Consider the following 23,487-nt stretch of genomic DNA (forward strand, 5'->3'; position numbering starts at 1 on the left):
GAAGCTCCGCTTCGCTATCCGTGAAGGCGGCCGCACCGTCGGTGCAGGCATCGTCTCCTCGATCATCGAGTAATGAAGGTTTGTGCAGGAACGCTCGCTCAAGAGCGGGCGTTTCCGCGTAACAAGGAACAGATGAAATGAACGGTCAAAACATCCGCATTCGCCTGAAGGCGTTTGATCATCGGATCCTTGACGCTTCGACGCGGGAAATCGTGTCGACTGCCAAGCGTACCGGTGCAAATGTGCGCGGACCGATCCCGCTTCCAACACGGATCGAGAAGTTCACGGTTAACCGGTCGCCGCACATCGACAAGAAGAGCCGCGAGCAGTTCGAGATGCGCACGCACAAGCGTCTTCTCGATATCGTTGACCCGACCCCGCAGACGGTGGACGCGCTGATGAAGCTCGATCTGTCCGCCGGTGTCGATGTCGAGATCAAGCTTTAATCGGCTTGAGGACGGAAGGAACGAACCCGATGCGTTCAGGTGTTATTGCACAGAAGCTGGGCATGACCCGCGTCTATAACGACGCCGGCGAGCATGTGCCGGTGACGGTTCTCCGCATGGAGAATTGCCACGTGGTAGCTCAGCGTACAGTTGAAAAGAACGGTTACACGGCTGTTCAGCTTGGCGTTGGTATCGCCAAGGTAAAGAACACGTCCAAGGCTATGCGCGGTCATTTCGCGAAGGCCGAGGTCGAGCCTAAGGCGAAGGTCGCGGAATTCCGCGTTTCGCCGGATAACCTCCTCGAAGTCGGCGCTGAAATCACCGCCGAACACTTCGTCGCCGGCCAGAAGGTCGATGTGACGGGTACTTCGATCGGTAAGGGCTTTGCCGGTGTTATGAAGCGTCATAACTTCGGTGGCCATCGTGCTTCGCACGGTAACTCCATTACCCACCGCGCTCACGGCTCGACCGGTCAGCGTCAGGACCCGGGTAAGGTGTTCAAGGGCAAGAAGATGGCTGGTCACATGGGCCAGACCCGCGTAACCACGCAGAATATTGAAGTTGTCTCGACGGACAGCGATCGCGGCCTGATCCTGGTTCGCGGTGCGGTTCCGGGCTCCAAGGGTGCCTGGATCATCGTGCGCGACGCGGTAAAGGTCTCGCTGCCTGAGAACGCGCCGAAGCCGGCCGCTCTGCGTGCAGGTGCCGCGAAGGCTGAAGCTGTCGCGACTGAGGGAGCCGAATAATGGATCTCACGATTACCACTCTTGAAGGCAAGGATGCCGGCAAGGTCAAGCTGAACGAAGAAATCTTCGGCCTCGACCCGCGTGACGACATTCTTCAGCGCGTCGTGCGCTGGCAGCTGGCTCGCCGCCAGCAGGGCTCCCATAAGGCTCAGGGCCGTGGCGACGTAAGCCGCACCGGCGCCAAGATGTACAAGCAGAAGGGTACGGGCCGCGCTCGTCACCATTCGGCTCGCGCACCGCAGTTCCGCGGCGGTGGTCAGGCTCACGGACCGGTTGTCCGTTCGCACGATCACGATCTGCCGAAGAAGGTTCGCGCTCTTGGCCTGCGTCATGCCCTGTCTGCAAAGGCAAAGGCATCTGACCTGATCATCATCGATGATCTGGCTGCAACGGAAGCCAAGACGAAGCAGCTTGTTTCGCAGTTCGCCAAGCTCGGTCTCGAAAACGCACTCCTCATCGGCGGTGCAGAGATCGATGCGAACTTCCAGCGCGCGGCTTCGAACATCCCGAACATCGACGTTCTGCCAGTGCAGGGCATCAATGTTTACGACATCCTTCGCCGTGGCAAGCTCGTTCTTTCCAAGGCGGCTGTCGAAGCCCTCGAGGAGCGTTTCAAATGACTGATCTTCGCCATTACGACGTGATCGTCAGCCCGGTTATCACCGAGAAGTCCACCATGGTTTCCGAACACAACCAGGTTGTCTTCAACGTAGCCCGCAAGGCAACGAAGCCGGAAATCAAGGCTGCAGTCGAAGCGCTGTTCGGCGTCAAGGTTACCGCAGTCAACACTGCAGTGCGCAAGGGTAAGGTCAAGCGTTTCCGCGGCCTTATCGGGCGCCAGAGCGACGTCAAGAAAGCGATCGTTACTTTGGCCGAAGGCCAGAGCATCGACGTTTCGACCGGTCTCTGAGAGGCCATGGAGTAAGAGACAATGGCACTCAAGCATTTTAATCCGATCACGCCAGGCCAGCGTCAGCTGGTCATCGTGGACCGTTCGGAACTCTACAAGGGCAAGCCGGTCAAGTCCCTGACCGAAGGTCTGTCCAAGAAGGGTGGCCGTAACAACACCGGTCGTATCACTGTCCGCTTTCAGGGCGGCGGTCACAAGCGTTCGTACCGTTTCATCGACTTCAAGCGCCGCAAGCTTGACGTTGTCGGCACCGTAGAACGCCTGGAATACGATCCGAACCGCACCGCGTTCATCGCGCTCATCCGTTATGAAGACGGTGAACTGGCATACATCCTGGCTCCGCAGCGTCTTGCTGTTGGCGACAAGGTCATTGCCGGCAACTCCGTCGACGTGAAGCCGGGCAACGCAATGCCGCTCGCTTCCATGCCGGTTGGCACGATCATCCACAACGTCGAGCTGAAGCCGGGCAAGGGCGGTCAGATCGCTCGTTCGGCTGGCACCTACGCACAGCTTGTCGGTCGCGATCAGGGCATGGCCATTCTGCGCCTCAATTCCGGTGAACAGCGTCTGGTTCCAGGTGCCTGCTTTGCTTCGGTCGGTGCAGTATCCAACCCGGACCACGGCAACATCAACGACGGCAAGGCCGGTCGTTCGGTATGGCGTGGCAAGCGTCCGCACGTTCGCGGCGTTGCAATGAACCCGGTCGATCACCCGCATGGTGGTGGTGAAGGTCGTACCTCGGGTGGTCGTCACCCTGTCACTCCGTGGGGCAAGCCTACGAAGGGCAAGAAGACGCGCTCGAACAAGGCGACCGACAAGTTCATCATGCGTTCGCGCCATCAGCGCAAGAAGTAAGAGAGGTAGTCTGAAGTGGCTCGTTCAGTTTGGAAAGGTCCGTTTGTCGACGGCTATCTTCTCAAGAAGGCTGAGAAGGTACGCGAAGGCGGTCGTAATGAAGTTATCAAGATGTGGAGCCGCCGCTCCACCATCCTGCCGCAGTTTGTCGGCCTGACTTTCGGCGTCTACAACGGCAACAAGCATGTGCCGGTGTCGGTTTCGGAAGAAATGGTCGGACACAAGTTCGGTGAATTCGCGCCTACGCGTACCTATTACGGTCACGGCGCGGACAAGAAGTCGAAGAGGAAGTAACGATGGGCAAGGCTAAAGCTCCCCGTCAGCTCAAGGACAACGAAGCGCAAGCTGTTGCCCGCACGCTGCGCGTCAGCCCGCAGAAGCTGAACCTTGTTGCGAGCATGATCCGCGGCAAGAAGGTGAATGCGGCACTTGCCGATCTGACGTTCTCGCGCAAGCGGATCGCCGATACGGTCAAGAAGACGCTTCAGTCCGCAATTGCGAACGCTGAAAACAACCATGACCTCGACGTCGATGCTCTGATCGTCGCCGAAGCTTATGTCGGCAAGTCGATCGTCATGAAGCGCTTCCACGTCCGCGGACGTGGTCGTGCAAGCCGGATCGAGAAGCCGTTTTCGCATCTCACCATTGTTGTCCGCGAAGTCGCGGAAAAAGGGGAGGCCGCATAATGGGTCAGAAGATTAATCCGATCGGTCTTCGTCTCGGCATCAACCGCACCTGGGATTCGCGTTGGTACGCGAATACCGGTGAGTACGGCAAGCTGCTGCATGAAGATGTCAAGATCCGTGAATTCCTCACCGAGGAACTCAAGCAGGCCGCGATCTCCAAGATCGTTATCGAGCGTCCGCACAAGAAGTGCCGCGTGACGATCCATTCGGCTCGCCCGGGCATCATCATCGGCAAGAAGGGTGCAGACATCGAGAAGCTCCGCAAGAAGCTTTCCGAGATGACCAATGCCGATACGTCGCTCAACATCGTTGAAGTTCGCAAGCCGGAAATCGACGCTACGCTGATCGCCCAGTCGATCGCTCAGCAGCTCGAACGCCGTGTGGCATTCCGTCGCGCCATGAAGCGTGCCGTTCAGTCGGCAATGCGTCTTGGGGCCGAAGGTATCCGTATCAACTGCTCGGGTCGTCTGGGTGGCGCGGAAATCGCTCGCATGGAATGGTACCGTGAAGGTCGCGTTCCGCTTCATACGCTGCGCGCCGATATTGACTACGGCACGGCAGAAGCGAAGACCGCTTATGGTATCTGCGGCGTGAAGGTCTGGGTCTTCAAGGGCGAAATCCTTGAACACGATCCGATGGCTTCCGAGCGTCGTGCGGTCGAGGGTGACAATCAGGGTTCCTCGTCGAACCGCCGCCGCGAAAACGCTTAAAAAGCGGGCCGCGGGCGAGAAATTTGGAGTAGAGAACAATGATGCAGCCTAAGCGCACCAAGTTCCGCAAGCAGTTCAAGGGCCGTATTCACGGCAACTCGAAAGGCGGCACGGATCTGAATTTCGGTGCATTCGGTTTGAAGGCCGTTGAGCCGGAACGCGTCACTGCACGTCAGATCGAAGCGGCCCGCCGCGCGATCACCCGTCACATGAAGCGTGCCGGTCGCGTGTGGATCCGCATCTTCCCTGACCTGCCGGTAACTTCGAAGCCTACTGAAGTCCGTATGGGTAAAGGTAAGGGTTCGGTTGACTACTGGGCATGCCGTGTGGCACCAGGTCGCGTGATGTTTGAGCTTGACGGCGTACCCGAAGATGTGGCACGCGAAGCCCTCAGACTCGGCGCCGCAAAGTTGCCGATCAAGACGCGCTTTATCCAGCGCATTGCTGAATAAGAGAGAGGCAACTATGAAAGCCGCAGACGTTCGGGCGAAGAGCCTCGATCAACTGAATGACGAGCTGGGCACCCTGAAGAAAGAGCAGTTCAACCTGCGCTTTCAGAAGGCCACCGGCCAGCTCGAAAAAACCGCGCGCGTGAAGCAGGTTCGCCGCGACATCGCGCGTATCAAGACTATTGCCCGCCAGAAGGCGGCCGCAAGCAAGGCATAAGGAAGAATATAATGCCTAAACGCGTTCTGCAGGGCGTTGTCGTCAGCGACAAGAATGACAAGACTGTTGTGGTCAAGGTTGAGCGCCGCTATTCGCATCCGCTCCTCCAGAAGACCGTGCGTCAGTCTAAGAAGTACAAGGCGCATGACGAAAACAACCAGTTCAAGGTCGGCGATTTCGTTTCCATCCAGGAATCGGCTCCGATCTCGAAGGACAAACGCTGGGTCGTTCTGACGAACGAAGCAGCAGGCTAAATTATAAACACGCAGCTTAGGTAGGGCAGGAGCCCTTAACCAGCTGAGAGGAAAGAAGGCGGCCAGTCATGATTCAGATGCAAACAAACCTCGACGTGGCGGATAATTCCGGCGCACGTCGTGTCATGTGCATCAAGGTGCTGGGCGGCTCGAAGCGGCGTTACGCTTCCGTTGGCGACATCATTGTGGTGTCGATCAAGGAAGCTATTCCGCGCGGCCGCGTCAAAAAGGGTGACGTGATGAAGGCGGTTGTTGTACGCACCGCCAAGGACATCCGTCGTCCGGACGGCAGCGTTATTCGTTTCGATAACAATGCAGCCGTTCTCATCGATAACAAGAAAGAGCCAATCGGCACGCGTATCTTCGGACCGGTTCCGCGCGAACTCCGCGCAAAGAACCACATGAAGATCATCTCGCTGGCTCCGGAAGTTCTGTAAGGAAGCAAGACGATGCAGAAGATTCGCAAAGGCGACAGCGTTGTCGTGCTGTCCGGTAAGGACAAGGGCCGTAAGGGCGAAGTTCTCAAGGTTATGCCGAAGGATGAGCAGGCGCTCGTTCGCGGTATCAACATTGTAAAGCGCCATCAGCGTCAGACCCAGACCCAGGAAGCCGGCATTATCTCCAAGGAAGCGCCGATCCACCTGTCCAACCTGGCAATTGCTGACCCCAAGGACGGCAAGCCGACTCGCGTCGGTTTCCGCGTCGAGGACGGCAAGAAGGTTCGTGTCGCAAAACGTTCTGGAGCGCTGATCGATGGCTGAAGCTAAGGCACTTCCCCGCTTCAAGAAGCTTTACAACGAAAACATTCGTAAGGCTCTGCTTGAAGAATTTAAATACGACAACGAGATGCAGATTCCGCGCATCACCAAGGTTGTCCTCAACATGGGCGTTGGCGAAGCCACTGGCGATTCCAAGAAGCCTGCGGTTGCTGCTGAAGACCTCAGCCAGATCGCCGGCCAGAAGGCTGTCGTGACCCGCGCCCGTAACTCGATCGCAACGTTCAAGTTGCGTGAGGGCATGCCGATCGGCACGAAGGTTACCCTTCGCCAGGACCGCATGTACGAATTCCTTGATCGTCTTGTCACGATCGCTCTTCCTCGCGTCCGCGACTTCCGCGGCCTGAACCCGAAGAGCTTTGACGGCCGCGGCAACTATGCCATGGGCATCAAGGAGCACATCGTGTTTCCGGAAATCAACTACGATAAGGTTGATCAGATCTGGGGCATGGACATCATCGTTTGCACGACCGCCAAGACGGATGATGAAGCGCGCGCTCTTCTGCGTGCATTCAACTTCCCCTTCCGGCAGTAACGGCAAGCGTAGCGAGGTATATTAATATGGCCAAGACTAGCGCAGTCGAAAAAAACAAGCGCCGCGAAAAGTTGGTTAAGCGTCACGCTGGCAAGCGTGCACGTCTGAAGGCGATCGTAATGGATCAGGGCCTTCCGCTGGAAGAGCGCTTCCGCGCCACCATCCGGCTTGCCGAACTGCCGCGCAATTCATCGAAGGTTCGTATTCGCAATCGTTGCGAAGTTTCGGGCCGTCCGCGTGGTTACTACCGTAAACTGAAGATGTCGCGTATCGCGCTCCGTCAGTTGGGTTCGCTCGGTCAGGTACCGGGCATCGTCAAGTCGAGCTGGTAAGGAGTAGCATATGTCTGTGTCAGATCCTATCGGCGATATGCTGACCCGTATTCGCAACGCAGTGGGCCGCAAGAAGACCAAGGTTACGACCCCGGCTTCCAAGCTGCGCGCTCGCGTTCTGGATGTCCTTCAGTCTGAAGGCTACATCCGCGGATACACGCAGAGTGAATTCGTGAACGGCAAGGCCGAGATCGAAATCGAACTGAAGTACTACGAAGGTGTTCCGGTTATCCGTGAGATCAGCCGCGTATCGAAGCCTGGCCGTCGCGTTTACGTGTCGGTCAAGTCGATCCCGCAGGTCGCGAACGGCCTCGGCATCTCGATCCTCTCCACGCCGAAGGGCGTGATGGCGGATCATGAAGCCCGTGAACAAAACGTTGGTGGTGAGCTGCTCTGCCGCATCTTCTGATGCGGTTGACAGCGAACAGATAAAAGACAGGTATCAAAATGTCTCGTATCGGTAAAAAACCCGTGCCGGTCCCGGCAGGCGTGACCGCCAGTGTTGATGGGCAGATCGTCAAGGCAAAGGGCGCGAAGGGTGAACTCTCCTTCGTCGTGCACGATGAAGTTCTGGTTAAGATGGAAGACGGCGCTGTTAGCGTCGATCCACGCGACCAGTCGAAGGAAGCTCGTTCGAAGTGGGGCATGTCCCGCACGATGATCTCCAACATTTTTGTTGGGGTGAAGGACGGCTTTGAAAAGAAGCTCGAAATCAGCGGCGTCGGTTACCGCGCTGCCATGCAGGGCAAGAACCTGCAGCTTTCGCTCGGCTTCAGCCACGAAGTGGTCTACGACGTGCCTGCTGGCATTACTGTTGCTGTTCCGAAGCCGACGGAAATCGTCGTTTCGGGTATCGACAAGCAGCAGGTCGGTCAGGTCGCGGCTGAGATCCGCGAATATCGCGGCCCCGAACCCTACAAGGGCAAGGGCGTCAAGTATGCTGGCGAGAAGATCGTCCGCAAAGAAGGCAAGAAGAAGTAAGGGAAGCGCGTCATGGCATCGCCAAAAGAAACTTTGCAGCGTCGCGCTGCTCGTGTACGCCGCCAGGTCAAGGCTGTCGCCAATGGCCGTCCGCGTCTCAGCGTGCACCGTTCTTCCAAGAACATCTACGCCCAGATCATCGACGACGTCCGCGGCGTTACGCTTGCGGCCGCTTCGACCCTCGATGGCGACCTCAAGGGCAAGCTCAAGACCGGTGCCGACTCCGCAGCAGCCGCTGCCGTTGGCAAGCTGGTTGCTGAGCGTGCCGTCAAGGCTGGCGTCAAGGACGTAGTGTTCGACCGTGGTGCATTCATTTACCACGGCCGTGTGAAGGCTCTCGCCGAAGCTGCTCGCGAAAGCGGCCTTAGCTTCTAATTAGCATTTGTGCTTCCGGAAAAGAAAAAGGAAATCAGGATATGGCACAGAGAGAACGTAACCGCGAAGATCGCGGCCGTGAGGAGCGCGACAGCGAATTCGTCGATAAGCTCGTTCACATCAACCGTGTTGCCAAGGTCGTCAAGGGTGGCCGTCGCTTCGGTTTTGCTGCGCTCGTCGTTGTTGGCGATCAGAAGGGCCGCGTAGGCTTCGGTCATGGCAAGGCACGTGAAGTGCCGGAAGCTATCCGCAAGGCTACCGAAGCTGCTAAGCGCGACATGATCTTCGTACCGCTGCGTTCGGGCCGTACGCTGCATCACGATGTTGAAGGCCGTCACGGCGCCGGCAAGGTTCTGCTTCGCGCAGCTCCTGCTGGTAAGGGTATCATCGCCGGTGGTCCGATGCGTGCAGTGTTCGAAACGCTCGGCGTTCAGGACGTTGTCGCCAAGTCGCTCGGTTCGTCGAACCCTTACAACATGGTTCGTGCGACGTTCGATGCTCTGAAGCATCAGATGCATCCGAAGGACATCGCTGCACAGCGCGGCATCAAGTACTCGACCCTTCAGGCTCGCCGCCATGATGTGGTCGGTTCGGAAGAATAGCCGATAGTTTGTGTTCGTCCGGGGCCGCTCAGGCCACCGGATACGCCATAGACAAGGGATTTGAGTGATGGCTGAGAAGAAGGGCAAGACGGTTACGGTCGAGCAGATCGGAAGCCCAATCCGTCGTCCAGCCGAGCAGCGCGCAACGCTGATCGGTCTGGGTCTTAATAAAATGCACCGCCGCAGCACGCTGGAAGATACTCCGGCAGTCCGTGGCATGATTGCCAAGCTTCCACACCTCGTTCGCGTTGTGGACGAGGCGTGATAGCGCAGGGAGATAGAGATATGAAACTCAACGATCTGCGTGACAAGCCAGGTTCGGTCAAGGCGCGCAAGCGCGTTGGTCGCGGTATCGGTTCGGGCACCGGCAAGACCGGTGGTCGCGGCGTCAAGGGTCAGAAGTCCCGTTCGGGCGTTTCGATCAATGGCTTCGAAGGCGGCCAGATGCCAATCTACCGCCGTCTGCCGAAGCGCGGTTTCACCAACATCTTTGCAAAGAGCTTCAACGTTGTGTCGCTCGGCCGTATTCAGGCCGCTATCGATGCAGGCAAGCTCGACGTCAAGGCTGTTGTGAACCTCGATTCGCTGAAGGCTGCCGGCGTGATTCGTCGCGCCAAGGACGGCGTTCGCATCCTTTCGGACGGCGAACTGAAGGCAAAGGTTGCCTTCGAGGTAGCCGGTGCTTCCAAGGCTGCGGTCGAAAAGATCGAAAAGGCCGGCGGTAGCATCAAGCTTCCTGAAGCCGCTGCCGAATAAGGCTTCGATACAAAAATAAAAAGCGGCGGCCTTAGTGCCGCCGCTTGCACATTTATGCCAATGCGCATATCTGGGTAGGGTCTTTTTAGTCTCGAGGCGCGACCGCTATAGATTGCGCTGACGGGGGCGGAGGACCGGAGACTTTTCACCGGAGAAATTTTAATGGCATCGGCTGCTGAACAGCTAGTTTCCAATCTCAATTTTTCGGCTTTCTCGAAGGCAGAAGAACTCAAGAAGCGCATCTGGTTCACGCTGGGTGCTTTGCTCGTATACCGGTTCGGCACCTATATTCCGCTTCCCGGCATCAATCCTGACGCGCTTGCGCAGGCTTTCCAGCAGCATAGCCAAGGTGTGCTCGGGCTCTTCAACATGTTTGCTGGTGGCGCCGTTGGTCGTATGGCCATTTTCGCGCTCGGCATCATGCCTTATATCTCTGCCTCCATTATCGTGCAGCTCATGACGTCCGTTGTGCCGTCGCTTGAAGCGCTGAAGAAGGAAGGCGAGGCGGGTCGCAAGATCATCAATCAATATACGCGTTACGGCACGGTGCTTCTGGCGCTTGTTCAGGCCTACGCGATTTCGGTCGGTTTGCAATCCGGTAACGGCATCGTTACCAGCCCCGGACCTTTCTTCATGGTCTCGTCGGTGATTACCCTTGTGGGTGGCACGATGTTCCTGATGTGGCTCGGCGAGCAGATCACTGCGCGCGGTATCGGCAACGGTATTTCGCTGATCATCTTCTCTGGTATCGTCGCAAACCTGCCGCACGCAATTTCCGGCACACTGGAGCTTGGCCGTACCGGCGCGTTGTCGACGGGCCTCATTCTGGGCGTCATTATTCTTGCTATCGTGCTGATTGCGGTCATCGTTTTCGTCGAACGTGCGCAGCGTCGTCTTCTGATCCAGTATCCGAAGCGTCAGGTCGGCAATCGCATGTTCCAGGGCGACACCTCGCATCTGCCGCTGAAGCTCAATACCGCAGGCGTTATTCCTCCGATTTTCGCTTCGTCGCTGCTGCTTCTGCCTGCGACTGTTGCCGGCTTCGCCAACACGACGGAAATGCCTGCCTGGGCGACGACCATTCTCAATGCGCTCGGTCACGGACAGCCGCTTTACATGCTGTTCTATGCTGCATTGATGGCATTCTTCTGCTTCTTCTATACGGCCATTGTGTTCAATCCCAAGGACACCGCTGACCAGCTCAAGAAGCATTCCGGCTTTATTCCGGGCATCCGTCCGGGTGAGCGTACCGCCGAATACATAGACTATGTGCTGACACGCATCACTGTTGTCGGCGCCATCTATATCGTGCTTGTCTGTCTCCTGCCGGAATTCCTGATTTCCGCAACCGGTGTGCCCTTCTATCTTGGTGGCACCTCGCTGCTGATCGTTGTGAGCGTGACGCTCGACACGGTTGCGCAAATTCAGGGGCATCTGATCGCCCATCAATATGAAGGGTTGATCAAGAAGTCCAAACTCAGAGGTGGGAAACGCAATAAATGAGACTGATACTTCTTGGGCCGCCCGGAGCAGGTAAGGGGACGCAGGCTGGACTTCTTACCAAGAAGCATGGAATTCCTCAGCTCTCGACCGGCGACATGCTGCGTGCAGCAGTCGCCCAGCAGAGCGAGATCGGGAAGCGCGCCAAGGCCGTGATGGACGCCGGGCAACTGGTTTCCGACGAGATCGTGAACCAGATCGTATCGGAGCGCATCGATGCTCCGGATTGCGCGAACGGTTTCATCCTTGACGGTTACCCGCGCACGGTGCCGCAAGCCCAGGCTCTGGGAGCCATGTTGGCGGGCAAGGGCCTCAAGCTCGATGCAGTGATCGAGCTGAAGGTTGACGAGAATGCGCTGGTCAAGCGGATGGAGAGCCGCGTGAACGAGACGATCGCCAAGGGTGGTCAGGTCCGTTCGGACGACAATCCCGAAGCTTTCCGCAAGCGTCTCGTGGAATACCGTGAAAAGACGGCGCCGCTTTCGAGTTACTATGCGGGAACCGGTGAATTGCGCGTCATCAATGGCATGGCGCCGGTAGAAGAAGTTACCGCCGAAATCGAGAGAATTCTCGTTCCGGCGTGAAAATTGAAGAGGCTTGAAGAAGCCTTGTTCCAATACGGGCAGGGAAAGCGTGAAGCATTTTCTGCCCGTTTATTGCTTCCAGAAGTTGCTTGAATTGCCTGTCAGGCCGATTTGATGGCTTTACGGGACAGTTAAGAGTTGACTTTTTCGGGCGATTCCGTCAAAGACTGCGCCACTTCAACTGGTTTTGAATGGCGGGTATCGGCGGAAATCGAAAGAGGCCGGTACCGGTCATTTAATGCTGTCTGGTTGATCGCATCTGCCAGATGGAAATTTCTATAACTCAAGGAGAACAGACGTGGCACGTATCGCTGGCGTCAACATCCCGACGAACAAGCGCGTTGTTATTGCGCTTCAGTACATCCACGGGATCGGACCGAAATTTGCTCGGGAAATCGTAACGAAGGTCGGCATTGCTGACGATCGTCGCGTTAACCAGCTGTCGGATGCTGAAGTCCTTCAGATCCGCGAAGCAATCGATGCTGACTACCAGGTCGAAGGCGACCTGCGTCGTGAAGTTTCGATGAATATCAAGCGCCTGATGGACCTGGGCTGCTACCGCGGTCTGCGTCATCGTCGTTCGCTGCCGGTTCGCGGCCAGCGCACGCACACCAACGCACGCACCCGCAAGGGTCCGGCGAAGGCAATCGCAGGCAAGAAGAAGTAATTTCGACGGGACGTATGTTCCGTCGAGCCTTTCCGGTGCGCCGGTTGGGTTTGATGCTGGTCCTTTCTTGAGGACCGGTGTAGCCGCTGGAATTACGGCGGTGTAGAGATCGATTGAAAGGACTGTCATGGCCAAGGAAGCCACGCGCGTTCGCCGTCGCGAGCGTAAAAACATCTCGTCGGGCGTTGCCCACGTAAATTCGACGTTCAACAACACCATGATCACCATCACGGATGCTCAGGGCAATGCGATTGCCTGGTCGTCTGCTGGTGCTCAGGGTTTCAAGGGTTCGCGTAAGTCGACCCCGTTTGCCGCTCAGATCGCTGCCGAAGACTGCGCCAAGAAGGCACAGGAACATGGCATGCGCTCCCTCGAAGTCGAGGTTTGCGGACCGGGCTCTGGCCGTGAATCTGCGCTGCGCGCCCTTCAGGCTGCCGGCTTCGTGATCACGTCGATCCGCGATGTTACGCCGATCCCGCACAACGGTTGCCGTCCGCGCAAGAAGCGCCGGGTCTAATCCTCGTTCACATGCCGTATGAGCCTCGGGCTTTTCAAGTTCGGGGCTCCTCTGCGGTTTCTTCACTTGATCGCTACGATAGGATGGTAGCGACGATTGATAGAGGGATACTTACATGATCCAGAAGAACTGGCAGGAACTTATCAAGCCGAATAAGGTGGATTTCATCACCAACGGCTCCCGTACGCACGCAACCGTCGTTGCTGAACCGCTGGAACGCGGCTTCGGTCTGACGCTCGGCAATGCTCTGCGCCGCGTGCTTCTGTCGTCGCTTCGCGGCGCTGCCGTGACCGCCATTCAGATCGATGGCGTTCTGCATGAATTCTCTTCGATCCCGGGCGTCCGCGAAGACGTTACGGATATCGTTCTGAACGTCAAGGAAATCGCCATCCGCATGGAAGGCGAGGGCCCGAAGCGCATGGTCGTCCGCAAGGAAGGCCCAGGCGTCGTTACGGCTGGCGACATTCAGACTGTGGGCGATGTCGAGATCCTCAACCCGGATCACGTCATCTGCACGCTGGACGAAGGCGCTGAAATCCGCATGGAATTCACCGTCAACACCGGCAAGGGCTATGTGCCTGCCGACCGCAACCGCGCGGAAGACGCTCCGATCGGGCTTATCCCGGTCGACAGCCTGTATTCCCCGGTTCGCAAGGTGTCGTACAAGATCGAGAACACCCGAGAAGGTCAGGTTCTCGATTATGACAAGCTGACGCTGAACATCGAGACAAACGGCTCGGTCAGCGGTGAAGACGCAGTGGCATACGCTGCTCGTATTCTCCAGGACCAGCTGGCGATCTTCGTCAACTTCGAAGAGCCGCAGAAGGAAGCTCCGCAGGAACAGGTTGCGGAACTGGCTTTCAACCCGGCTCTGCTCAAGAAGGTGGACGAACTCGAACTGTCCGTCCGTTCGGCAAACTGCCTGAAGAACGACAACATCGTCTACATCGGCGATCTGATCCAGAAAACGGAAGCCGAGATGCTGCGGACTCCGAATTTCGGCCGCAAGTCGCTCAACGAGATCAAGGAAGTTCTGGCATCGATGGGTCTCCATCTCGGTATGGAAATCCCGTCCTGGCCGCCGGAAAATATCGAAGATCTCGCAAAGCGCTACGAAGACCAATATTAAGACCGGCTATCCGGCTAGAACTAATTAAGGAGAAGGCTCATGCGTCACGGTAACGGATACCGTAAGCTGAACCGCACTGCCTCGCACCGCAAGGCGATGTTCGCCAACATGGCTGCTTCGCTTATCGAACACGAGCAGATTGTGACGACGCTTCCAAAAGCTAAGGAAATTCGCCCGATCGTTGAAAAGCTTGTCACGCTCGGCAAGCGCGGCGATCTGCATGCCCGCCGTCAGGCTATCTCGGCTATTCGCGACGTCAAGCTCGTCGCAAAGCTGTTCGATACGCTGGCTGCTCGCTATGCGACCCGCAACGGTGGCTACATCCGCATCATGAAGGCTGGCTTCCGCGCTGGCGACAACGCGCCTCTGGCAGTTGTCGAATTCGTGGAACGCGACGTCGATGCAAAGGGCAAGGCTGACCGCGCCCGCGTCGAAGCCGAACAGGCTGCGGAAGCAGACGCAGCATAATCTGCGCTGATTTCTGATCAATCAAAGGGCCGCCTTGTGCGGCCCTTTTTGCTTGCGTTCTTGACCGTTCATGTTTTTTGCGGGGCAGCATGCGCCAAAAACAGACGGTTTATGGCCCCAGGTCACAATGTGGCCCTTTATCCTTGCGTTCAGTTGACTACATTCAACACCCGAGTCTTGCTTCCTTTGTGGAAGCGGCAGACCTTGATAAGTGCGGAGTATGTGCATGAATTGGCGACGTTTAAGCATATTGGGTCTCGTGCTGGCATCGGTCGGACCGGCTGTTCCTTTCGCCGTGGCGCAGGATGCGCCCGCGGCGTCACAGACACAGATACCGCTCAACCGGGCCGACATGCAGTTGTCCTTCGCTCCGCTTGTGAAGGAAACGACACCGGCTGTTGTGAACGTCTATGCCGCTCGTCAGGTGCAGGCGCGTTCGCCCTTTGCGGGCGATCCCTTCTTTGAGCAGTTTTTTGGACGGCAGTTTGGCGAAAGCAAGCCGCGCATCCAACAATCGCTCGGTTCCGGGGTGATCGTCGAGAGTTCGGGCATCGTGGTGACGAACAACCACGTCATCAAGGACGCGGATGAAATCAAGGTCGCCCTGTCGGATGGGCGCGAGTTTGAAAGCAAGCTGCTTCTGCGTGACGAAACCACTGATCTCGCCGTTCTGAAAATCGAAGCCAAGGACAAGTTTCCAGTCCTCGGCCTCGGTAACTCTGATGACGTAGAAGTCGGCGATCTGGTGCTTGCGATTGGCAATCCCTTCGGCGTGGGCCAGACGGTGACGAGCGGTATAGTTTCCGCGCAATCGCGCACTCAAGTTGGGATTTCCGATTTCGATTTCTTTATCCAGACCGATGCTGCCATCAATCCCGGCAATTCGGGCGGTGCGCTAATCGACATGCGCGGGCGCCTGATCGGTATCAACACCGCGATCTATTCGCGTTCCGGCGGCTCGGTGGGGATCGGCTTCGCGATTCCGTCGAACATGGTTCGCGCCGTTGTCGAGGCCGCGCAGAATGGCAGCACGAGTTTCGAGCGCCCCTATATCGGCGCCACTTTCCAGGGCGTGACGGCCGATCTGGCAGAAGGCCTCGGCATGGAGAAGCCATACGGGGCCTTGATCACGGCCGTCGCAAAAGGCGGACCGGCTGAAGCGGCCGGGTTGAAAATCGGCGATGTGGTTTTGTCCGTCCAGGGCGTCCGCGTCGATAACCAGGACGTTCTTGGTTATCGTCTTTCGACGGCCGGTATTGGTAACACCGTGTCGATCGAAATCATGAGGAACGGAAAAAATCAGACCATCCCGGTGAAGCTCTCCAAAGCGCCAGCGGTCAAGGAAACCGCGCCGCAGGTTGTCGAGGGCGACAATCCCTTTGCTGGTGCATCGGTGCTTGAACTCACGCCTTCGACCGCTGCAAAATTGCGCCTGAAGCGCGACAGCCAGGGCGTGGCGGTGGTTGATGTCTATTCCGGCTCTCCGGCGGCAAGGCTCGGCTTGCGTCCCGGTGATATCGTTCGCAGCATCAACGGAAACTCCATCCGGACCGTGGGAGATCTGACCGCGATTCTGGAAGCGGGGCGCGGTCTCGCCTGGCGGCTTGAGGTGGAGCGTAACGGAATGCTGTTGCGCCAGTTTGTGCGTTAACCGATACCGACAGATCGCTAAAAGTTGCATGCCGCTTCGGGCCGCATTATGCCTGAAGCGGTATGGTCTTTTGATAGAGCAATTGAATGAGCGATCTTTTCTCAGCAGCGGCAGACCCGAACGCGGACCGCAACCGTCCGCTTGCTGACCGTCTGCGTCCTAGACATCTGTCGGAAGTGACCGGGCAGGAACATCTGACAGGGCCTGAAGGTGTGCTGACGCGCATGATCGCATCCGGGTCGCTCGGCTCCATGATCTTCTGGGGACCGCCGGGAACCGGCAAGACGACGGTTGCCCGCCTGCTTGCCGGAGAGACCGATCTGGCGTTCGAACAGATTTCGGCAATCTTTTCCGGCGTTGCCGATCTCAAGAAGGTTTTTGAAGCTGCGCGCGCACGTCGTATGTCCGGGCGTCAAACGTTGCTTTTCGTGGACGAAATTCATCGCTTCAATCGCGCACAGCAGGATAGTTTTCTGCCGGTCATGGAAGACGGCACCGTAATCCTGATCGGTGCCACGACAGAGAACCCGTCTTTCGAGCTCAATGCCGCTCTTTTGTCCCGGGCGAGGGTGCTGACCTTCCATCCGCATGACGGCGAGAGCATCGCAACGCTTCTAACCCGCGCCGAGGAGCAGGAAGAACGCCCGCTGCCACTGGACGAAGAAGCACGGGCCAGTCTCATCCGCATGGCTGATGGAGACGGACGCGCAGCGCTGACGCTTGCCGAGGAAGTCTGGCGCGCTGCCCGTCCGGATGAAGTGTTTACGGCAGAAAAATTACAGGATGTCGTGCAGCGCCGTGCTCCGGTTTACGACAAGGGGCAGGACGGACATTACAATCTGATTTCGGCGCTGCATAAATCCGTTCGCGGATCGGACCCGGACGCGGCGCTCTACTATCTTTCCCGTATGTTCGATGCGGGCGAGGACCCGCTCTATCTCGGTCGACGGCTTGTGCGTATGGCGGTGGAAGACATAGGCCTTGCCGATCCGCAAGCCTTGGTCATCTGCAATGCCGCCAAGGATGCCTATGACTATCTGGGGTCACCGGAAGGCGAGCTGGCGCTGGCGCAGGCCTGCGTTTACCTTGCGACCGCCCCGAAGTCGAATGCGGTTTATATGGCCTATAAAGCCTCTATGCGTGCGGCCAAGGAGAATGGTTCGCTTCTGCCGCCCAAGCATATTCTCAATGCGCCAACCAAGCTGATGAGGAATGAGGGCTATGGCGAGGGGTACGCCTATGACCATGATCAGCCCGATGCTTTTTCGGGGCAGGATTATTTTCCGGAACGCATGGGAAGGCAGAAATTCTACGATCCGCCGGAGCGCGGCTTCGAACGGGATATTCGCAAGCGCCTGGAGTATTGGGCACGGCTGCGGCAGGAGCGTCAGGGGCGCAGGTGAAGACCGGTTTCAGCGGAACCGTTCTTTTCATTTGAAAATGAACTATCCCCATAGTTATCCACTTTCATCCACAGTTTGAGCCGCGTCCGCATTTGGCTGCGGCTCTTGTTTGTTTCTCACAGGGGTTTGAAGCGGCGGGTATGGTGCGACCTCTCGTTAGAAAGGTCTTCTTAATTTTTACGCTTTATCAATCTTTGCAAAGAGACGAGGTTTTCCATGATGCGCGTTTTGTTTCTCGTCGCGCTCGTGATCCTTGGAGGCTGCGCGACCGCCCCACGGCAGGTCAACAATGTATGCGCGGTCTTCGATCAACGCGACGGTTGGTTCAATAACTGGCAGACGGCTGCCACACGGGTTTCACGCGAGTTCGGCGTTCCGGTTCCGGTTCTGATGGCGACGATTTATACGGAATCCGGCTTCCAGCCCTATGCGCGGCCGCCGCGCACCAAGATTCTCTGGATCATCCCGTGGAAGCGGGCTTCCAGCGCCTACGGCTATTCGCAGGCGCTGAATGGCACCTGGGACCGCTACAAGCGCGAAACGGGCCGCTGGACGGCATCGCGCACCAATTTTGCGGACGCGGTCCACTTCATCGGCTGGTATCACTACCAGAGCTATCTGAAGAACGGGATCAATCGTGGGGATGCCTATAGCCTGTATCTCGCCTACTATTCCGGCCATGGCGGTTATGCACGCGGCGCCTGGCGGGGGAATGCAACGGCGCTCAATGGCGCAAAACGCGCCCAATCAATGGCCAATCGTTACGCCGCGCAGTTGCGCAATTGCGGAGGCTTCAGTTAAAAAGCGACTGGCCGGATTCAATCTCTTATCCAAAACACCATCCGGCCTTAATCGCTACTATCATGCGAGCGGATTCGCTAATCGAGGATGACCATTTCATGCTGAAAAAGACCGGTATTGCCCTTTTCGCCGCCACATTTCTCGCAGGCTGCACCACTGATCCTTATACCGGGGAACAGAAGATGTCGAACACTGCCGGTGGTGCTGCGATCGGCGCGGCTGTGGGTGCTCTCGGCGGCCTGATGGTCGGCGGTTCGAGCCGTGCGCAGCGCAATGCGGTGCTGATCGGCGCCGGTATCGGTGCGCTCGGTGGCGGTGCAATCGGCAATTACATGGATCGTCAGGAAAACGAGCTTCGCGCGCAGTTACAGGGGACGGGCGTTTCCGTGACCCGTAATGGCGACCAGATCATCCTGAACATGCCTTCGAGCATTACCTTCGATACCGATCAGGATCAGGTGAAAAGCCAGTTCTATCCGACGCTTAATTCGGTCGCGATCGTGCTGCGCAAGTTCAATCAGACGCTCGTGGACGTCTACGGCCACACCGATTCGACTGGCAGCGTCAGCCATAATCAGGCTTTGTCGCAGCGCCGCGCCGCCTCGGTTGCAAGTTATCTCGGTTCGCAGGGCATCGACCCACGTCGTTTTGCCGTCATCGGCTATGGAGCCAGCCAGCCGGTTGCCACCAATGCGACACCGGAAGGACGCGCGCAGAACCGCCGCGTGGAAATCCAGATTTCGCCGCTCCGCGCTGCCGGCTGATTCCGTTTCGCAAAACCAGTCACCGCGATCACGCAGTCCTTCGCAAGAAGGGCTGCGTTTTTGTTTGTTCTCGCGAATCGTCGGGCTCACGGTTTGGTTTGAAATAAGCTAAATGCTGGATGGCTTTATTATTTTCGTAATTGCTGATGTTAGAGAACGATTAAAGAACAAAATTTCAGAATTGTTTATAATCAATGAGTTAACGGCATTGCAAAATGAGAACAAAACAGATACAAATAGATCGTGGCAACGAGCCTGCCGGGCTTCTAGCGAGACAAGAGGATGGTGTAAGATGTCTCAGAATTCATTGCGACTTGTTGAGGAAAATTCAGTGGACAAGACTAAGGCTCTCGATGCGGCATTGTCGCAGATTGAAAGGGCGTTCGGCAAGGGCTCGATCATGCGCCTTGGCCAGAACGATCAGGTCGTAGAGATCGAAACAGTATCGACCGGATCGCTCTCGCTGGACATCGCGCTCGGCGTTGGTGGCTTGCCTAAAGGACGTATTGTCGAGATTTACGGCCCGGAAAGCTCCGGTAAGACGACACTGGCGCTGCACACGATCGCGGAGGCACAGAAGAAGGGCGGTATCTGTGCGTTCGTCGATGCGGAACATGCGCTCGATCCGGTCTATGCTCGCAAGCTGGGCGTCGATCTTGAAAACCTGCTGATTTCGCAGCCGGATACCGGCGAGCAGGCGCTCGAGATCACCGATACGCTCGTGCGTTCGGGCGCTATCGACGTTCTCGTCGTCGACTCGGTGGCTGCCTTGACGCCTCGCGCCGAAATCGAAGGTGAAATGGGTGACTCCCTGCCTGGTCTTCAGGCACGTCTCATGAGCCAGGCGCTCCGCAAGCTTACCGCGTCTATCTCTCGTTCCAACTGCATGGTGATCTTCATCAACCAGATCCGCATGAAGATCGGTGTGATGTTCGGTTCGCCGGAAACGACGACTGGCGGTAACGCTCTCAAGTTCTATGCTTCGGTTCGTCTCGATATTCGCCGTATCGGCTCGATCAAGGAACGTGATGAAGTCGTAGGCAACCAGACCCGTGTCAAGGTCGTCAAGAACAAGCTTGCTCCGCCCTTCAAGCAGGTCGAATTCGACATCATGTATGGTGCTGGCGTTTCCAAGACCGGTGAGTTGGTCGATCTTGGCGTGAAGGCTGGTGTTGTCGAAAAGTCGGGTGCGTGGTTCTCCTATAATTCCCAGCGGCTCGGGCAGGGTCGTGAAAACGCCAAGCAGTATCTCAAGGACAACCCGGAAGTGGCCCGCGAGATCGAAACCACGCTTCGTCAGAATGCCGGGCTGATTGCCGAGCAATTCCTCGAAGATGGCGGACCCGAAGAAGACGCAGGCGACGCCGCAGAAATGTAGGATCGCCAGCCCAGGTTGAATTACCAAAGCCCCGTGCATGCGCACGGGGCTTTGTTTTTGGGCGATAGATTCTTGCGATATGAAAAGCGCCTCCTTTAACGTCTTTCAGCAGAAATTGCTTTTATGGCGCAGCGTACTTATCTGGACAGAAAAGCAAGGCACCGTTAAAAGCGGTCAACCGAAAACTCCACTTCACGTTCTAGCAGTGCGAGAGAGCCTCGGGCCTTCGATGACGGTTGGCGGCTGTGGGAGTTTGAACAGGATAATTGATGCAGCTTTCTGCAAAGCTGTGTCCGTGCAGGGCAGTAAAGCCCAAAGGTGACTTATGGCTGGTGTCAACGAGATTAGGTCCACATTCCTCGATTATTTCCGCAAGAACGGGCATGAGGTCGTTCCATCGAGCCCGCTCGTTCCGCGTAACGATCCGACGCTCATGTTTACCAATGCGGGGATGGTGCAGTTCAAGAATGTCTTCACCGGCCTTGAACATCGTTCCTATAATCGCGCCACGACCTCTCAGAAATGCGTTCGCGCCGGCGGGAAGCACAACGATCTGGACAATGTCGGTTATACCGCGCGTCACCATACTTTCTTTGAAATGCTGGGCAATTTCTCGTTTGGCGACTATTTCAAAGACGAGGCCATCAGCTTCGCCTGGAACCTGATCACCAAGGAATTCGGTCTTCCGAAGGACAAGCTCCTTGTCACCGTTTATCATACGGACGACGACGCAGCGAATTACTGGAAGAAGATCGCCGGTCTTTCCGACGACCGTATTATCCGCATCGCCACCAGCGATAATTTCTGGGCCATGGGCGACACCGGGCCCTGCGGTCCATGTTCGGAAATCTTCTTCGACCATGGCGACCATATCTGGGGTGGACCTCCCGGATCGCCTGACGAAGACGGCGATCGTTTCATTGAGATCTGGAACCTCGTTTTCATGCAGTTCGAGCAGATCACGCCTGAACAGCGTATCGACCTGCCGCGTCCGTCCATTGATACCGGCATGGGACTTGAGCGGGTTGCAGCCGTTCTGCAGGGCGTGCATGACAATTACGATATTGATCTCTTCAAGGCATTGATCCGCGCTTCGGAAGAGGCTACCGGCGTGAAGGCTGACGGCGAATTCCGTGCCAGCCACCGCGTGATCGCCGACCATCTGCGCGCGTCGAGCTTCCTGATCGCCGATGGCGTTCTGCCATCCAATGAAGGCCGTGGTTATGTGCTGCGTCGCATCATGCGCCGCGCGATGCGCCATGCCCAGCTTCTGGGTGCCAAAGAGCCGCTGATGTGGCGTCTGCTGCCAGCCCTGATCCGCGAAATGGGACAGGCTTATCCGGAATTGATCCGCGCTGAGGCTCTTATTTCGGAAACGCTCAAGCTTGAAGAGACCCGCTTCCGCAAGACGCTGGATCGCGGGCTTGGACTTCTGTCGGACGCAACTGAAAACCTTGTTGAAGGCGATCGCCTCGACGGTGAAACTGCTTTCAAGCTTTACGACACCTATGGCTTCCCGCTTGATCTGACGCAGGATGCGCTGCGGCAGCGTGGTATCGCCGTGGATACGGATGGTTTCAGCGCGGCCATGGAACGCCAGAAGGCCGAGGCACGGGCCAATTGGGCTGGTTCCGGTGAAGCTGCAACCGAAACGATCTGGTTCGGTATCAAGGATAAGGTCGGTGCGACTGAATTCCTGGGTTATGAAACTGAAAGCGCGGAAGGTGTCGTGGCTGCCCTGGTGCGCGACGGTGCTGAAGTGCAGTCGGCTTCTGAAGGCGAGGTTGTTTCGGTGGTGGTCAACCAGACACCGTTCTACGGAGAATCCGGTGGCCAGCAGGGCGATACCGGCACGATTTCCGGTGAAGGTTTTGTCATCGCCATCAAGGATACGCAGAAGAAGGGCGAGGGCGTCTTCGTTCACATCGGCGAAGTTGCCAATGGCAGCGTCAAGACCGGCGATGCGGTTGAGCTGAAAGTGGATTCGGCGCGCCGCACCCGTATCCGTTCCAACCATTCGGCAACGCATCTTCTGCATGAGGCCCTGCGGGAAACGCTCGGCAGCCATGTCGCCCAGAAAGGTTCGCTCGTCGCGCCGGATCGCTTGCGCTTCGACTTCTCGCATCCCAAACCGATTTCTGCCGAAGAACTGGCGAAGGTTGAAAACCTTGCCAACGAGATCATTTTGCAGAACGCTCCTGTCAGCACGCGTCTGATGGCCGTTGACGATGCCATTGCCGAAGGCGCCATGGCGCTGTTCGGTGAAAAATATGGCGACGAAGTGCGCGTTGTTTCCATGGGCACCGCCAAACACGGCTCGAAGGAAGGCAAAGCCTATTCGGTTGAGCTTTGTGGCGGCACGCATGTGCGCCAGACCGGCGATATAGGCCTCGTGCGTATCGTTTCCGAAGGCGCGGTCGCCGCTGGCGTTCGCCGCATGGAAGCGCTGACGGGTGAGGCTGCACGCCTCTATCTCGAAGAGCAGGACGAACGCGTAAAGGCCATCGCCGGGGCATTGAAGACGACGCCGGCCGAAGCGCTGGAACGCGTCAATGCACTGCTCGATGAACGCAAGAAGCTGGAGCGTGAACTTGCTGATGCCCGCAAGAAGCTTGCACTTGGCGGCGGTTCGGCGGACGGGGGCAGTGCAGTTGAAGCCGTGAATGGCGTCAAATTCCTCGGCAAGATTGTGACCGGCGTTTCTCCGCGTGATCTGAAGCCGCTTGCTGATGAAGGCAAGAAGCAGGTGGGTTCCGGCGTCGTGCTGTTTATTGGTGTCGGCGAAGACGACAAGGCCAGCGCAGTAGCGGCGGTCACGGAAGATCTGCTCGGTAGGTTCAGCGCGGTCGATCTGGTTCGGGCCGCTTCCGCAGCCCTTGGCGGTGCAGGCGGCGGTGGTCGTCCGGATATGGCCCAGGCCGGTGGCCCGGATGGTGCAAAAGCGGCTGATGCAATCGCCGCGGTCAAGGCGCTGATCGGTTAAGGTCGAAAACAG

34 protein-coding genes are annotated in these 23,487 nt (G+C 57.3%); all 34 read left to right on the forward strand.

All coding sequences use genetic code 11. The features are described from left to right. Window positions 1-73 (forward strand): EF-Tu C-terminal domain-related protein (locus JNC63_RS03125; protein ID WP_445433045.1); only part of this gene is annotated, 73 nt, incomplete at its 5' end. A 64-nt stretch (window positions 74-137) separates the two neighbouring features. Continuing rightward, window positions 138-446, forward strand: a complete 309-nt coding sequence (rpsJ, locus tag JNC63_RS03130; RefSeq protein WP_002964363.1) for a 30S ribosomal protein S10 — start codon at window positions 138-140, stop codon at window positions 444-446. A gap of 29 nt (window positions 447-475) precedes the next feature. Continuing rightward, complete coding sequence (gene rplC / locus JNC63_RS03135; RefSeq protein WP_006471643.1) at window positions 476-1,192, forward strand: 50S ribosomal protein L3; 717 nt, start codon at window positions 476-478, stop codon at window positions 1,190-1,192. Then, window positions 1,192-1,812, forward strand: a complete 621-nt coding sequence (gene rplD, locus JNC63_RS03140; protein ID WP_006467029.1) for a 50S ribosomal protein L4 — start codon at window positions 1,192-1,194, stop codon at window positions 1,810-1,812. Before rplC ends, rplD begins: the two co-directional genes overlap by 1 nt. Continuing rightward, window positions 1,809-2,102: a 50S ribosomal protein L23 gene (locus JNC63_RS03145; protein ID WP_006467028.1), complete on the forward strand. Its 294-nt coding sequence runs from the start codon at window positions 1,809-1,811 to the stop codon at window positions 2,100-2,102. The genes rplD and JNC63_RS03145 overlap by 4 nt, the downstream gene beginning before the upstream one ends. 21 nt (window positions 2,103-2,123) lie before the next feature. Continuing rightward, window positions 2,124-2,957, forward strand: a complete 834-nt coding sequence (gene rplB, locus JNC63_RS03150; RefSeq protein ID WP_006467027.1) for a 50S ribosomal protein L2 — start codon at window positions 2,124-2,126, stop codon at window positions 2,955-2,957. A 15-nt stretch (window positions 2,958-2,972) separates the two neighbouring features. After that, complete coding sequence (rpsS, locus tag JNC63_RS03155) at window positions 2,973-3,251, forward strand: 30S ribosomal protein S19 (RefSeq protein ID WP_006467026.1); 279 nt, start codon at window positions 2,973-2,975, stop codon at window positions 3,249-3,251. A gap of 2 nt (window positions 3,252-3,253) precedes the next feature. Then, window positions 3,254-3,643 carry a 50S ribosomal protein L22 gene (gene rplV, locus JNC63_RS03160; protein WP_006467025.1) on the forward strand — a complete coding sequence of 130 codons (390 nt, stop codon included), beginning with the start codon at window positions 3,254-3,256 and terminating at the stop codon, window positions 3,641-3,643. Continuing rightward, window positions 3,643-4,353 carry a 30S ribosomal protein S3 gene (rpsC, locus tag JNC63_RS03165; protein ID WP_006467024.1) on the forward strand — a complete coding sequence of 237 codons (711 nt, stop codon included), beginning with the start codon at window positions 3,643-3,645 and terminating at the stop codon, window positions 4,351-4,353. The genes rplV and rpsC overlap by 1 nt, the downstream gene beginning before the upstream one ends. A 38-nt stretch (window positions 4,354-4,391) precedes the next feature. Further along, window positions 4,392-4,805 (forward strand): 50S ribosomal protein L16, encoded by a 414-nt coding sequence (gene rplP, locus JNC63_RS03170; protein WP_006467023.1) that lies wholly within the window; start codon window positions 4,392-4,394, stop codon window positions 4,803-4,805. Between the two features lie 13 nt (window positions 4,806-4,818). Then, window positions 4,819-5,019 carry a 50S ribosomal protein L29 gene (gene rpmC / locus JNC63_RS03175; protein ID WP_006467022.1) on the forward strand — a complete coding sequence of 67 codons (201 nt, stop codon included), beginning with the start codon at window positions 4,819-4,821 and terminating at the stop codon, window positions 5,017-5,019. Between the two features lie 11 nt (window positions 5,020-5,030). Further along, the gene (gene rpsQ, locus JNC63_RS03180; protein WP_006467021.1) at window positions 5,031-5,273 is read left to right on the forward strand and encodes a 30S ribosomal protein S17; all 243 of its coding nucleotides are present in this window, start codon (window positions 5,031-5,033) and stop codon (window positions 5,271-5,273) included. Between the two features lie 68 nt (window positions 5,274-5,341). Further along, window positions 5,342-5,710: a 50S ribosomal protein L14 gene (gene rplN, locus JNC63_RS03185; protein WP_004683923.1), complete on the forward strand. Its 369-nt coding sequence runs from the start codon at window positions 5,342-5,344 to the stop codon at window positions 5,708-5,710. Window positions 5,711-5,722: 12 nt separating this feature from the next. Further along, on the forward strand, window positions 5,723-6,034 hold the full coding sequence (rplX, locus tag JNC63_RS03190; RefSeq protein WP_006467020.1) for a 50S ribosomal protein L24: 312 nt from the start codon (window positions 5,723-5,725) through the stop codon (window positions 6,032-6,034). Then, window positions 6,027-6,584, forward strand: a complete 558-nt coding sequence (gene rplE / locus JNC63_RS03195) for a 50S ribosomal protein L5 (protein WP_006467019.1) — start codon at window positions 6,027-6,029, stop codon at window positions 6,582-6,584. The genes rplX and rplE overlap by 8 nt, the downstream gene beginning before the upstream one ends. Window positions 6,585-6,610: 26 nt before the next feature. Beyond that, a complete protein-coding gene (rpsN, locus tag JNC63_RS03200) occupies window positions 6,611-6,916 on the forward strand; it encodes a 30S ribosomal protein S14 (protein WP_006467018.1) in 306 nt (101 codons plus the stop codon). Window positions 6,917-6,926: 10 nt separating this feature from the next. Continuing rightward, on the forward strand, window positions 6,927-7,325 hold the full coding sequence (rpsH, locus tag JNC63_RS03205; RefSeq protein WP_006467014.1) for a 30S ribosomal protein S8: 399 nt from the start codon (window positions 6,927-6,929) through the stop codon (window positions 7,323-7,325). A gap of 38 nt (window positions 7,326-7,363) precedes the next feature. Next, complete coding sequence (rplF, locus tag JNC63_RS03210) at window positions 7,364-7,897, forward strand: 50S ribosomal protein L6 (protein ID WP_006467012.1); 534 nt, start codon at window positions 7,364-7,366, stop codon at window positions 7,895-7,897. A 12-nt stretch (window positions 7,898-7,909) separates the two neighbouring features. After that, on the forward strand, window positions 7,910-8,272 hold the full coding sequence (rplR, locus tag JNC63_RS03215; protein WP_006467011.1) for a 50S ribosomal protein L18: 363 nt from the start codon (window positions 7,910-7,912) through the stop codon (window positions 8,270-8,272). A 41-nt stretch (window positions 8,273-8,313) separates the two neighbouring features. Further along, a complete protein-coding gene (gene rpsE / locus JNC63_RS03220) occupies window positions 8,314-8,874 on the forward strand; it encodes a 30S ribosomal protein S5 (RefSeq protein WP_006467009.1) in 561 nt (186 codons plus the stop codon). A 67-nt stretch (window positions 8,875-8,941) separates the two neighbouring features. Further along, window positions 8,942-9,139, forward strand: coding sequence for a 50S ribosomal protein L30 (rpmD, locus tag JNC63_RS03225; RefSeq protein WP_002967737.1), 198 nt, complete (start codon window positions 8,942-8,944; stop codon window positions 9,137-9,139). A gap of 20 nt (window positions 9,140-9,159) precedes the next feature. Then, complete coding sequence (gene rplO, locus JNC63_RS03230) at window positions 9,160-9,630, forward strand: 50S ribosomal protein L15 (RefSeq protein ID WP_063882121.1); 471 nt, start codon at window positions 9,160-9,162, stop codon at window positions 9,628-9,630. A gap of 162 nt (window positions 9,631-9,792) precedes the next feature. Beyond that, window positions 9,793-11,133, forward strand: a complete 1,341-nt coding sequence (gene secY / locus JNC63_RS03235; RefSeq protein ID WP_006467005.1) for a preprotein translocase subunit SecY — start codon at window positions 9,793-9,795, stop codon at window positions 11,131-11,133. Then, window positions 11,130-11,714, forward strand: coding sequence for an adenylate kinase (locus tag JNC63_RS03240; RefSeq protein WP_063882123.1), 585 nt, complete (start codon window positions 11,130-11,132; stop codon window positions 11,712-11,714). The genes secY and JNC63_RS03240 overlap by 4 nt, the downstream gene beginning before the upstream one ends. A 298-nt stretch (window positions 11,715-12,012) precedes the next feature. Then, window positions 12,013-12,381, forward strand: coding sequence for a 30S ribosomal protein S13 (gene rpsM, locus JNC63_RS03245; protein ID WP_006467002.1), 369 nt, complete (start codon window positions 12,013-12,015; stop codon window positions 12,379-12,381). 127 nt (window positions 12,382-12,508) lie between these two features. Continuing rightward, window positions 12,509-12,898 carry a 30S ribosomal protein S11 gene (rpsK, locus tag JNC63_RS03250; RefSeq protein ID WP_002964339.1) on the forward strand — a complete coding sequence of 130 codons (390 nt, stop codon included), beginning with the start codon at window positions 12,509-12,511 and terminating at the stop codon, window positions 12,896-12,898. Window positions 12,899-13,013: 115 nt separating this feature from the next. Next, window positions 13,014-14,027, forward strand: a complete 1,014-nt coding sequence (locus JNC63_RS03255) for a DNA-directed RNA polymerase subunit alpha (protein ID WP_006467001.1) — start codon at window positions 13,014-13,016, stop codon at window positions 14,025-14,027. Between the two features lie 39 nt (window positions 14,028-14,066). Further along, on the forward strand, window positions 14,067-14,495 hold the full coding sequence (gene rplQ / locus JNC63_RS03260; RefSeq protein ID WP_006467000.1) for a 50S ribosomal protein L17: 429 nt from the start codon (window positions 14,067-14,069) through the stop codon (window positions 14,493-14,495). Window positions 14,496-14,721: 226 nt separating this feature from the next. Beyond that, window positions 14,722-16,146 (forward strand): DegQ family serine endoprotease, encoded by a 1,425-nt coding sequence (locus tag JNC63_RS03265; RefSeq protein WP_063882124.1) that lies wholly within the window; start codon window positions 14,722-14,724, stop codon window positions 16,144-16,146. Window positions 16,147-16,232: 86 nt separating this feature from the next. After that, a complete protein-coding gene (locus tag JNC63_RS03270) occupies window positions 16,233-17,549 on the forward strand; it encodes a replication-associated recombination protein A (protein WP_063882127.1) in 1,317 nt (438 codons plus the stop codon). 216 nt (window positions 17,550-17,765) lie between these two features. Further along, window positions 17,766-18,350 (forward strand): transglycosylase SLT domain-containing protein, encoded by a 585-nt coding sequence (locus JNC63_RS03275; protein ID WP_006466997.1) that lies wholly within the window; start codon window positions 17,766-17,768, stop codon window positions 18,348-18,350. 98 nt (window positions 18,351-18,448) lie between these two features. Beyond that, on the forward strand, window positions 18,449-19,114 hold the full coding sequence (locus tag JNC63_RS03280) for a YiaD family glycine zipper/OmpA-like lipoprotein (protein ID WP_063882128.1): 666 nt from the start codon (window positions 18,449-18,451) through the stop codon (window positions 19,112-19,114). A 292-nt stretch (window positions 19,115-19,406) separates the two neighbouring features. After that, window positions 19,407-20,492 (forward strand): recombinase RecA, encoded by a 1,086-nt coding sequence (recA, locus tag JNC63_RS03285; protein WP_006471638.1) that lies wholly within the window; start codon window positions 19,407-19,409, stop codon window positions 20,490-20,492. Window positions 20,493-20,817: 325 nt separating this feature from the next. Beyond that, window positions 20,818-23,475 carry an alanine--tRNA ligase gene (gene alaS / locus JNC63_RS03290; protein WP_374846116.1) on the forward strand — a complete coding sequence of 886 codons (2,658 nt, stop codon included), beginning with the start codon at window positions 20,818-20,820 and terminating at the stop codon, window positions 23,473-23,475. Window positions 23,476-23,487: the final 12 nt, after the last annotated feature.

This window comes from Brucella ciceri, from assembly GCF_041930145.1.
GTDB lineage: Bacteria > Pseudomonadota > Alphaproteobacteria > Rhizobiales > Rhizobiaceae > Brucella > Brucella intermedia.

What these genes read in the sequence shown, in the direction of transcription:
- rpmD (WP_002967737.1), top strand. Translation starts at nt 8,942, where the DNA reads ATGGCTGAGAAGAAGGGCAAGACGGTTACGGTCGAGCAGATCGGAAGC.
- rpmC (WP_006467022.1), top strand. Translation starts at nt 4,819, where the DNA reads ATGAAAGCCGCAGACGTTCGGGCGAAGAGCCTCGATCAACTGAATGAC.
- rplN (WP_004683923.1), top strand. Translation starts at nt 5,342, where the DNA reads ATGATTCAGATGCAAACAAACCTCGACGTGGCGGATAATTCCGGCGCA.
- JNC63_RS03275 (WP_006466997.1), top strand. Translation starts at nt 17,766, where the DNA reads ATGATGCGCGTTTTGTTTCTCGTCGCGCTCGTGATCCTTGGAGGCTGC.
- JNC63_RS03280 (WP_063882128.1), top strand. Translation starts at nt 18,449, where the DNA reads ATGCTGAAAAAGACCGGTATTGCCCTTTTCGCCGCCACATTTCTCGCA.
- secY (WP_006467005.1), top strand. Translation starts at nt 9,793, where the DNA reads ATGGCATCGGCTGCTGAACAGCTAGTTTCCAATCTCAATTTTTCGGCT.
- alaS (WP_374846116.1), top strand. Translation starts at nt 20,818, where the DNA reads ATGGCTGGTGTCAACGAGATTAGGTCCACATTCCTCGATTATTTCCGC.
- recA (WP_006471638.1), top strand. Translation starts at nt 19,407, where the DNA reads ATGTCTCAGAATTCATTGCGACTTGTTGAGGAAAATTCAGTGGACAAG.
- rplQ (WP_006467000.1), top strand. Translation starts at nt 14,067, where the DNA reads ATGCGTCACGGTAACGGATACCGTAAGCTGAACCGCACTGCCTCGCAC.
- JNC63_RS03240 (WP_063882123.1), top strand. Translation starts at nt 11,130, where the DNA reads ATGAGACTGATACTTCTTGGGCCGCCCGGAGCAGGTAAGGGGACGCAG.
- rpsE (WP_006467009.1), top strand. Translation starts at nt 8,314, where the DNA reads ATGGCACAGAGAGAACGTAACCGCGAAGATCGCGGCCGTGAGGAGCGC.
- rplD (WP_006467029.1), top strand. Translation starts at nt 1,192, where the DNA reads ATGGATCTCACGATTACCACTCTTGAAGGCAAGGATGCCGGCAAGGTC.
- rplE (WP_006467019.1), top strand. Translation starts at nt 6,027, where the DNA reads ATGGCTGAAGCTAAGGCACTTCCCCGCTTCAAGAAGCTTTACAACGAA.
- JNC63_RS03255 (WP_006467001.1), top strand. Translation starts at nt 13,014, where the DNA reads ATGATCCAGAAGAACTGGCAGGAACTTATCAAGCCGAATAAGGTGGAT.
- rplR (WP_006467011.1), top strand. Translation starts at nt 7,910, where the DNA reads ATGGCATCGCCAAAAGAAACTTTGCAGCGTCGCGCTGCTCGTGTACGC.
- rpsC (WP_006467024.1), top strand. Translation starts at nt 3,643, where the DNA reads ATGGGTCAGAAGATTAATCCGATCGGTCTTCGTCTCGGCATCAACCGC.
- rplB (WP_006467027.1), top strand. Translation starts at nt 2,124, where the DNA reads ATGGCACTCAAGCATTTTAATCCGATCACGCCAGGCCAGCGTCAGCTG.
- rplO (WP_063882121.1), top strand. Translation starts at nt 9,160, where the DNA reads ATGAAACTCAACGATCTGCGTGACAAGCCAGGTTCGGTCAAGGCGCGC.
- JNC63_RS03145 (WP_006467028.1), top strand. Translation starts at nt 1,809, where the DNA reads ATGACTGATCTTCGCCATTACGACGTGATCGTCAGCCCGGTTATCACC.
- rplC (WP_006471643.1), top strand. Translation starts at nt 476, where the DNA reads ATGCGTTCAGGTGTTATTGCACAGAAGCTGGGCATGACCCGCGTCTAT.
- rplV (WP_006467025.1), top strand. Translation starts at nt 3,254, where the DNA reads ATGGGCAAGGCTAAAGCTCCCCGTCAGCTCAAGGACAACGAAGCGCAA.
- rplX (WP_006467020.1), top strand. Translation starts at nt 5,723, where the DNA reads ATGCAGAAGATTCGCAAAGGCGACAGCGTTGTCGTGCTGTCCGGTAAG.
- rpsN (WP_006467018.1), top strand. Translation starts at nt 6,611, where the DNA reads ATGGCCAAGACTAGCGCAGTCGAAAAAAACAAGCGCCGCGAAAAGTTG.
- rplP (WP_006467023.1), top strand. Translation starts at nt 4,392, where the DNA reads ATGATGCAGCCTAAGCGCACCAAGTTCCGCAAGCAGTTCAAGGGCCGT.
- rpsH (WP_006467014.1), top strand. Translation starts at nt 6,927, where the DNA reads ATGTCTGTGTCAGATCCTATCGGCGATATGCTGACCCGTATTCGCAAC.
- JNC63_RS03270 (WP_063882127.1), top strand. Translation starts at nt 16,233, where the DNA reads ATGAGCGATCTTTTCTCAGCAGCGGCAGACCCGAACGCGGACCGCAAC.
- rpsK (WP_002964339.1), top strand. Translation starts at nt 12,509, where the DNA reads ATGGCCAAGGAAGCCACGCGCGTTCGCCGTCGCGAGCGTAAAAACATC.
- rpsQ (WP_006467021.1), top strand. Translation starts at nt 5,031, where the DNA reads ATGCCTAAACGCGTTCTGCAGGGCGTTGTCGTCAGCGACAAGAATGAC.
- JNC63_RS03265 (WP_063882124.1), top strand. Translation starts at nt 14,722, where the DNA reads ATGAATTGGCGACGTTTAAGCATATTGGGTCTCGTGCTGGCATCGGTC.
- rplF (WP_006467012.1), top strand. Translation starts at nt 7,364, where the DNA reads ATGTCTCGTATCGGTAAAAAACCCGTGCCGGTCCCGGCAGGCGTGACC.
- rpsJ (WP_002964363.1), top strand. Translation starts at nt 138, where the DNA reads ATGAACGGTCAAAACATCCGCATTCGCCTGAAGGCGTTTGATCATCGG.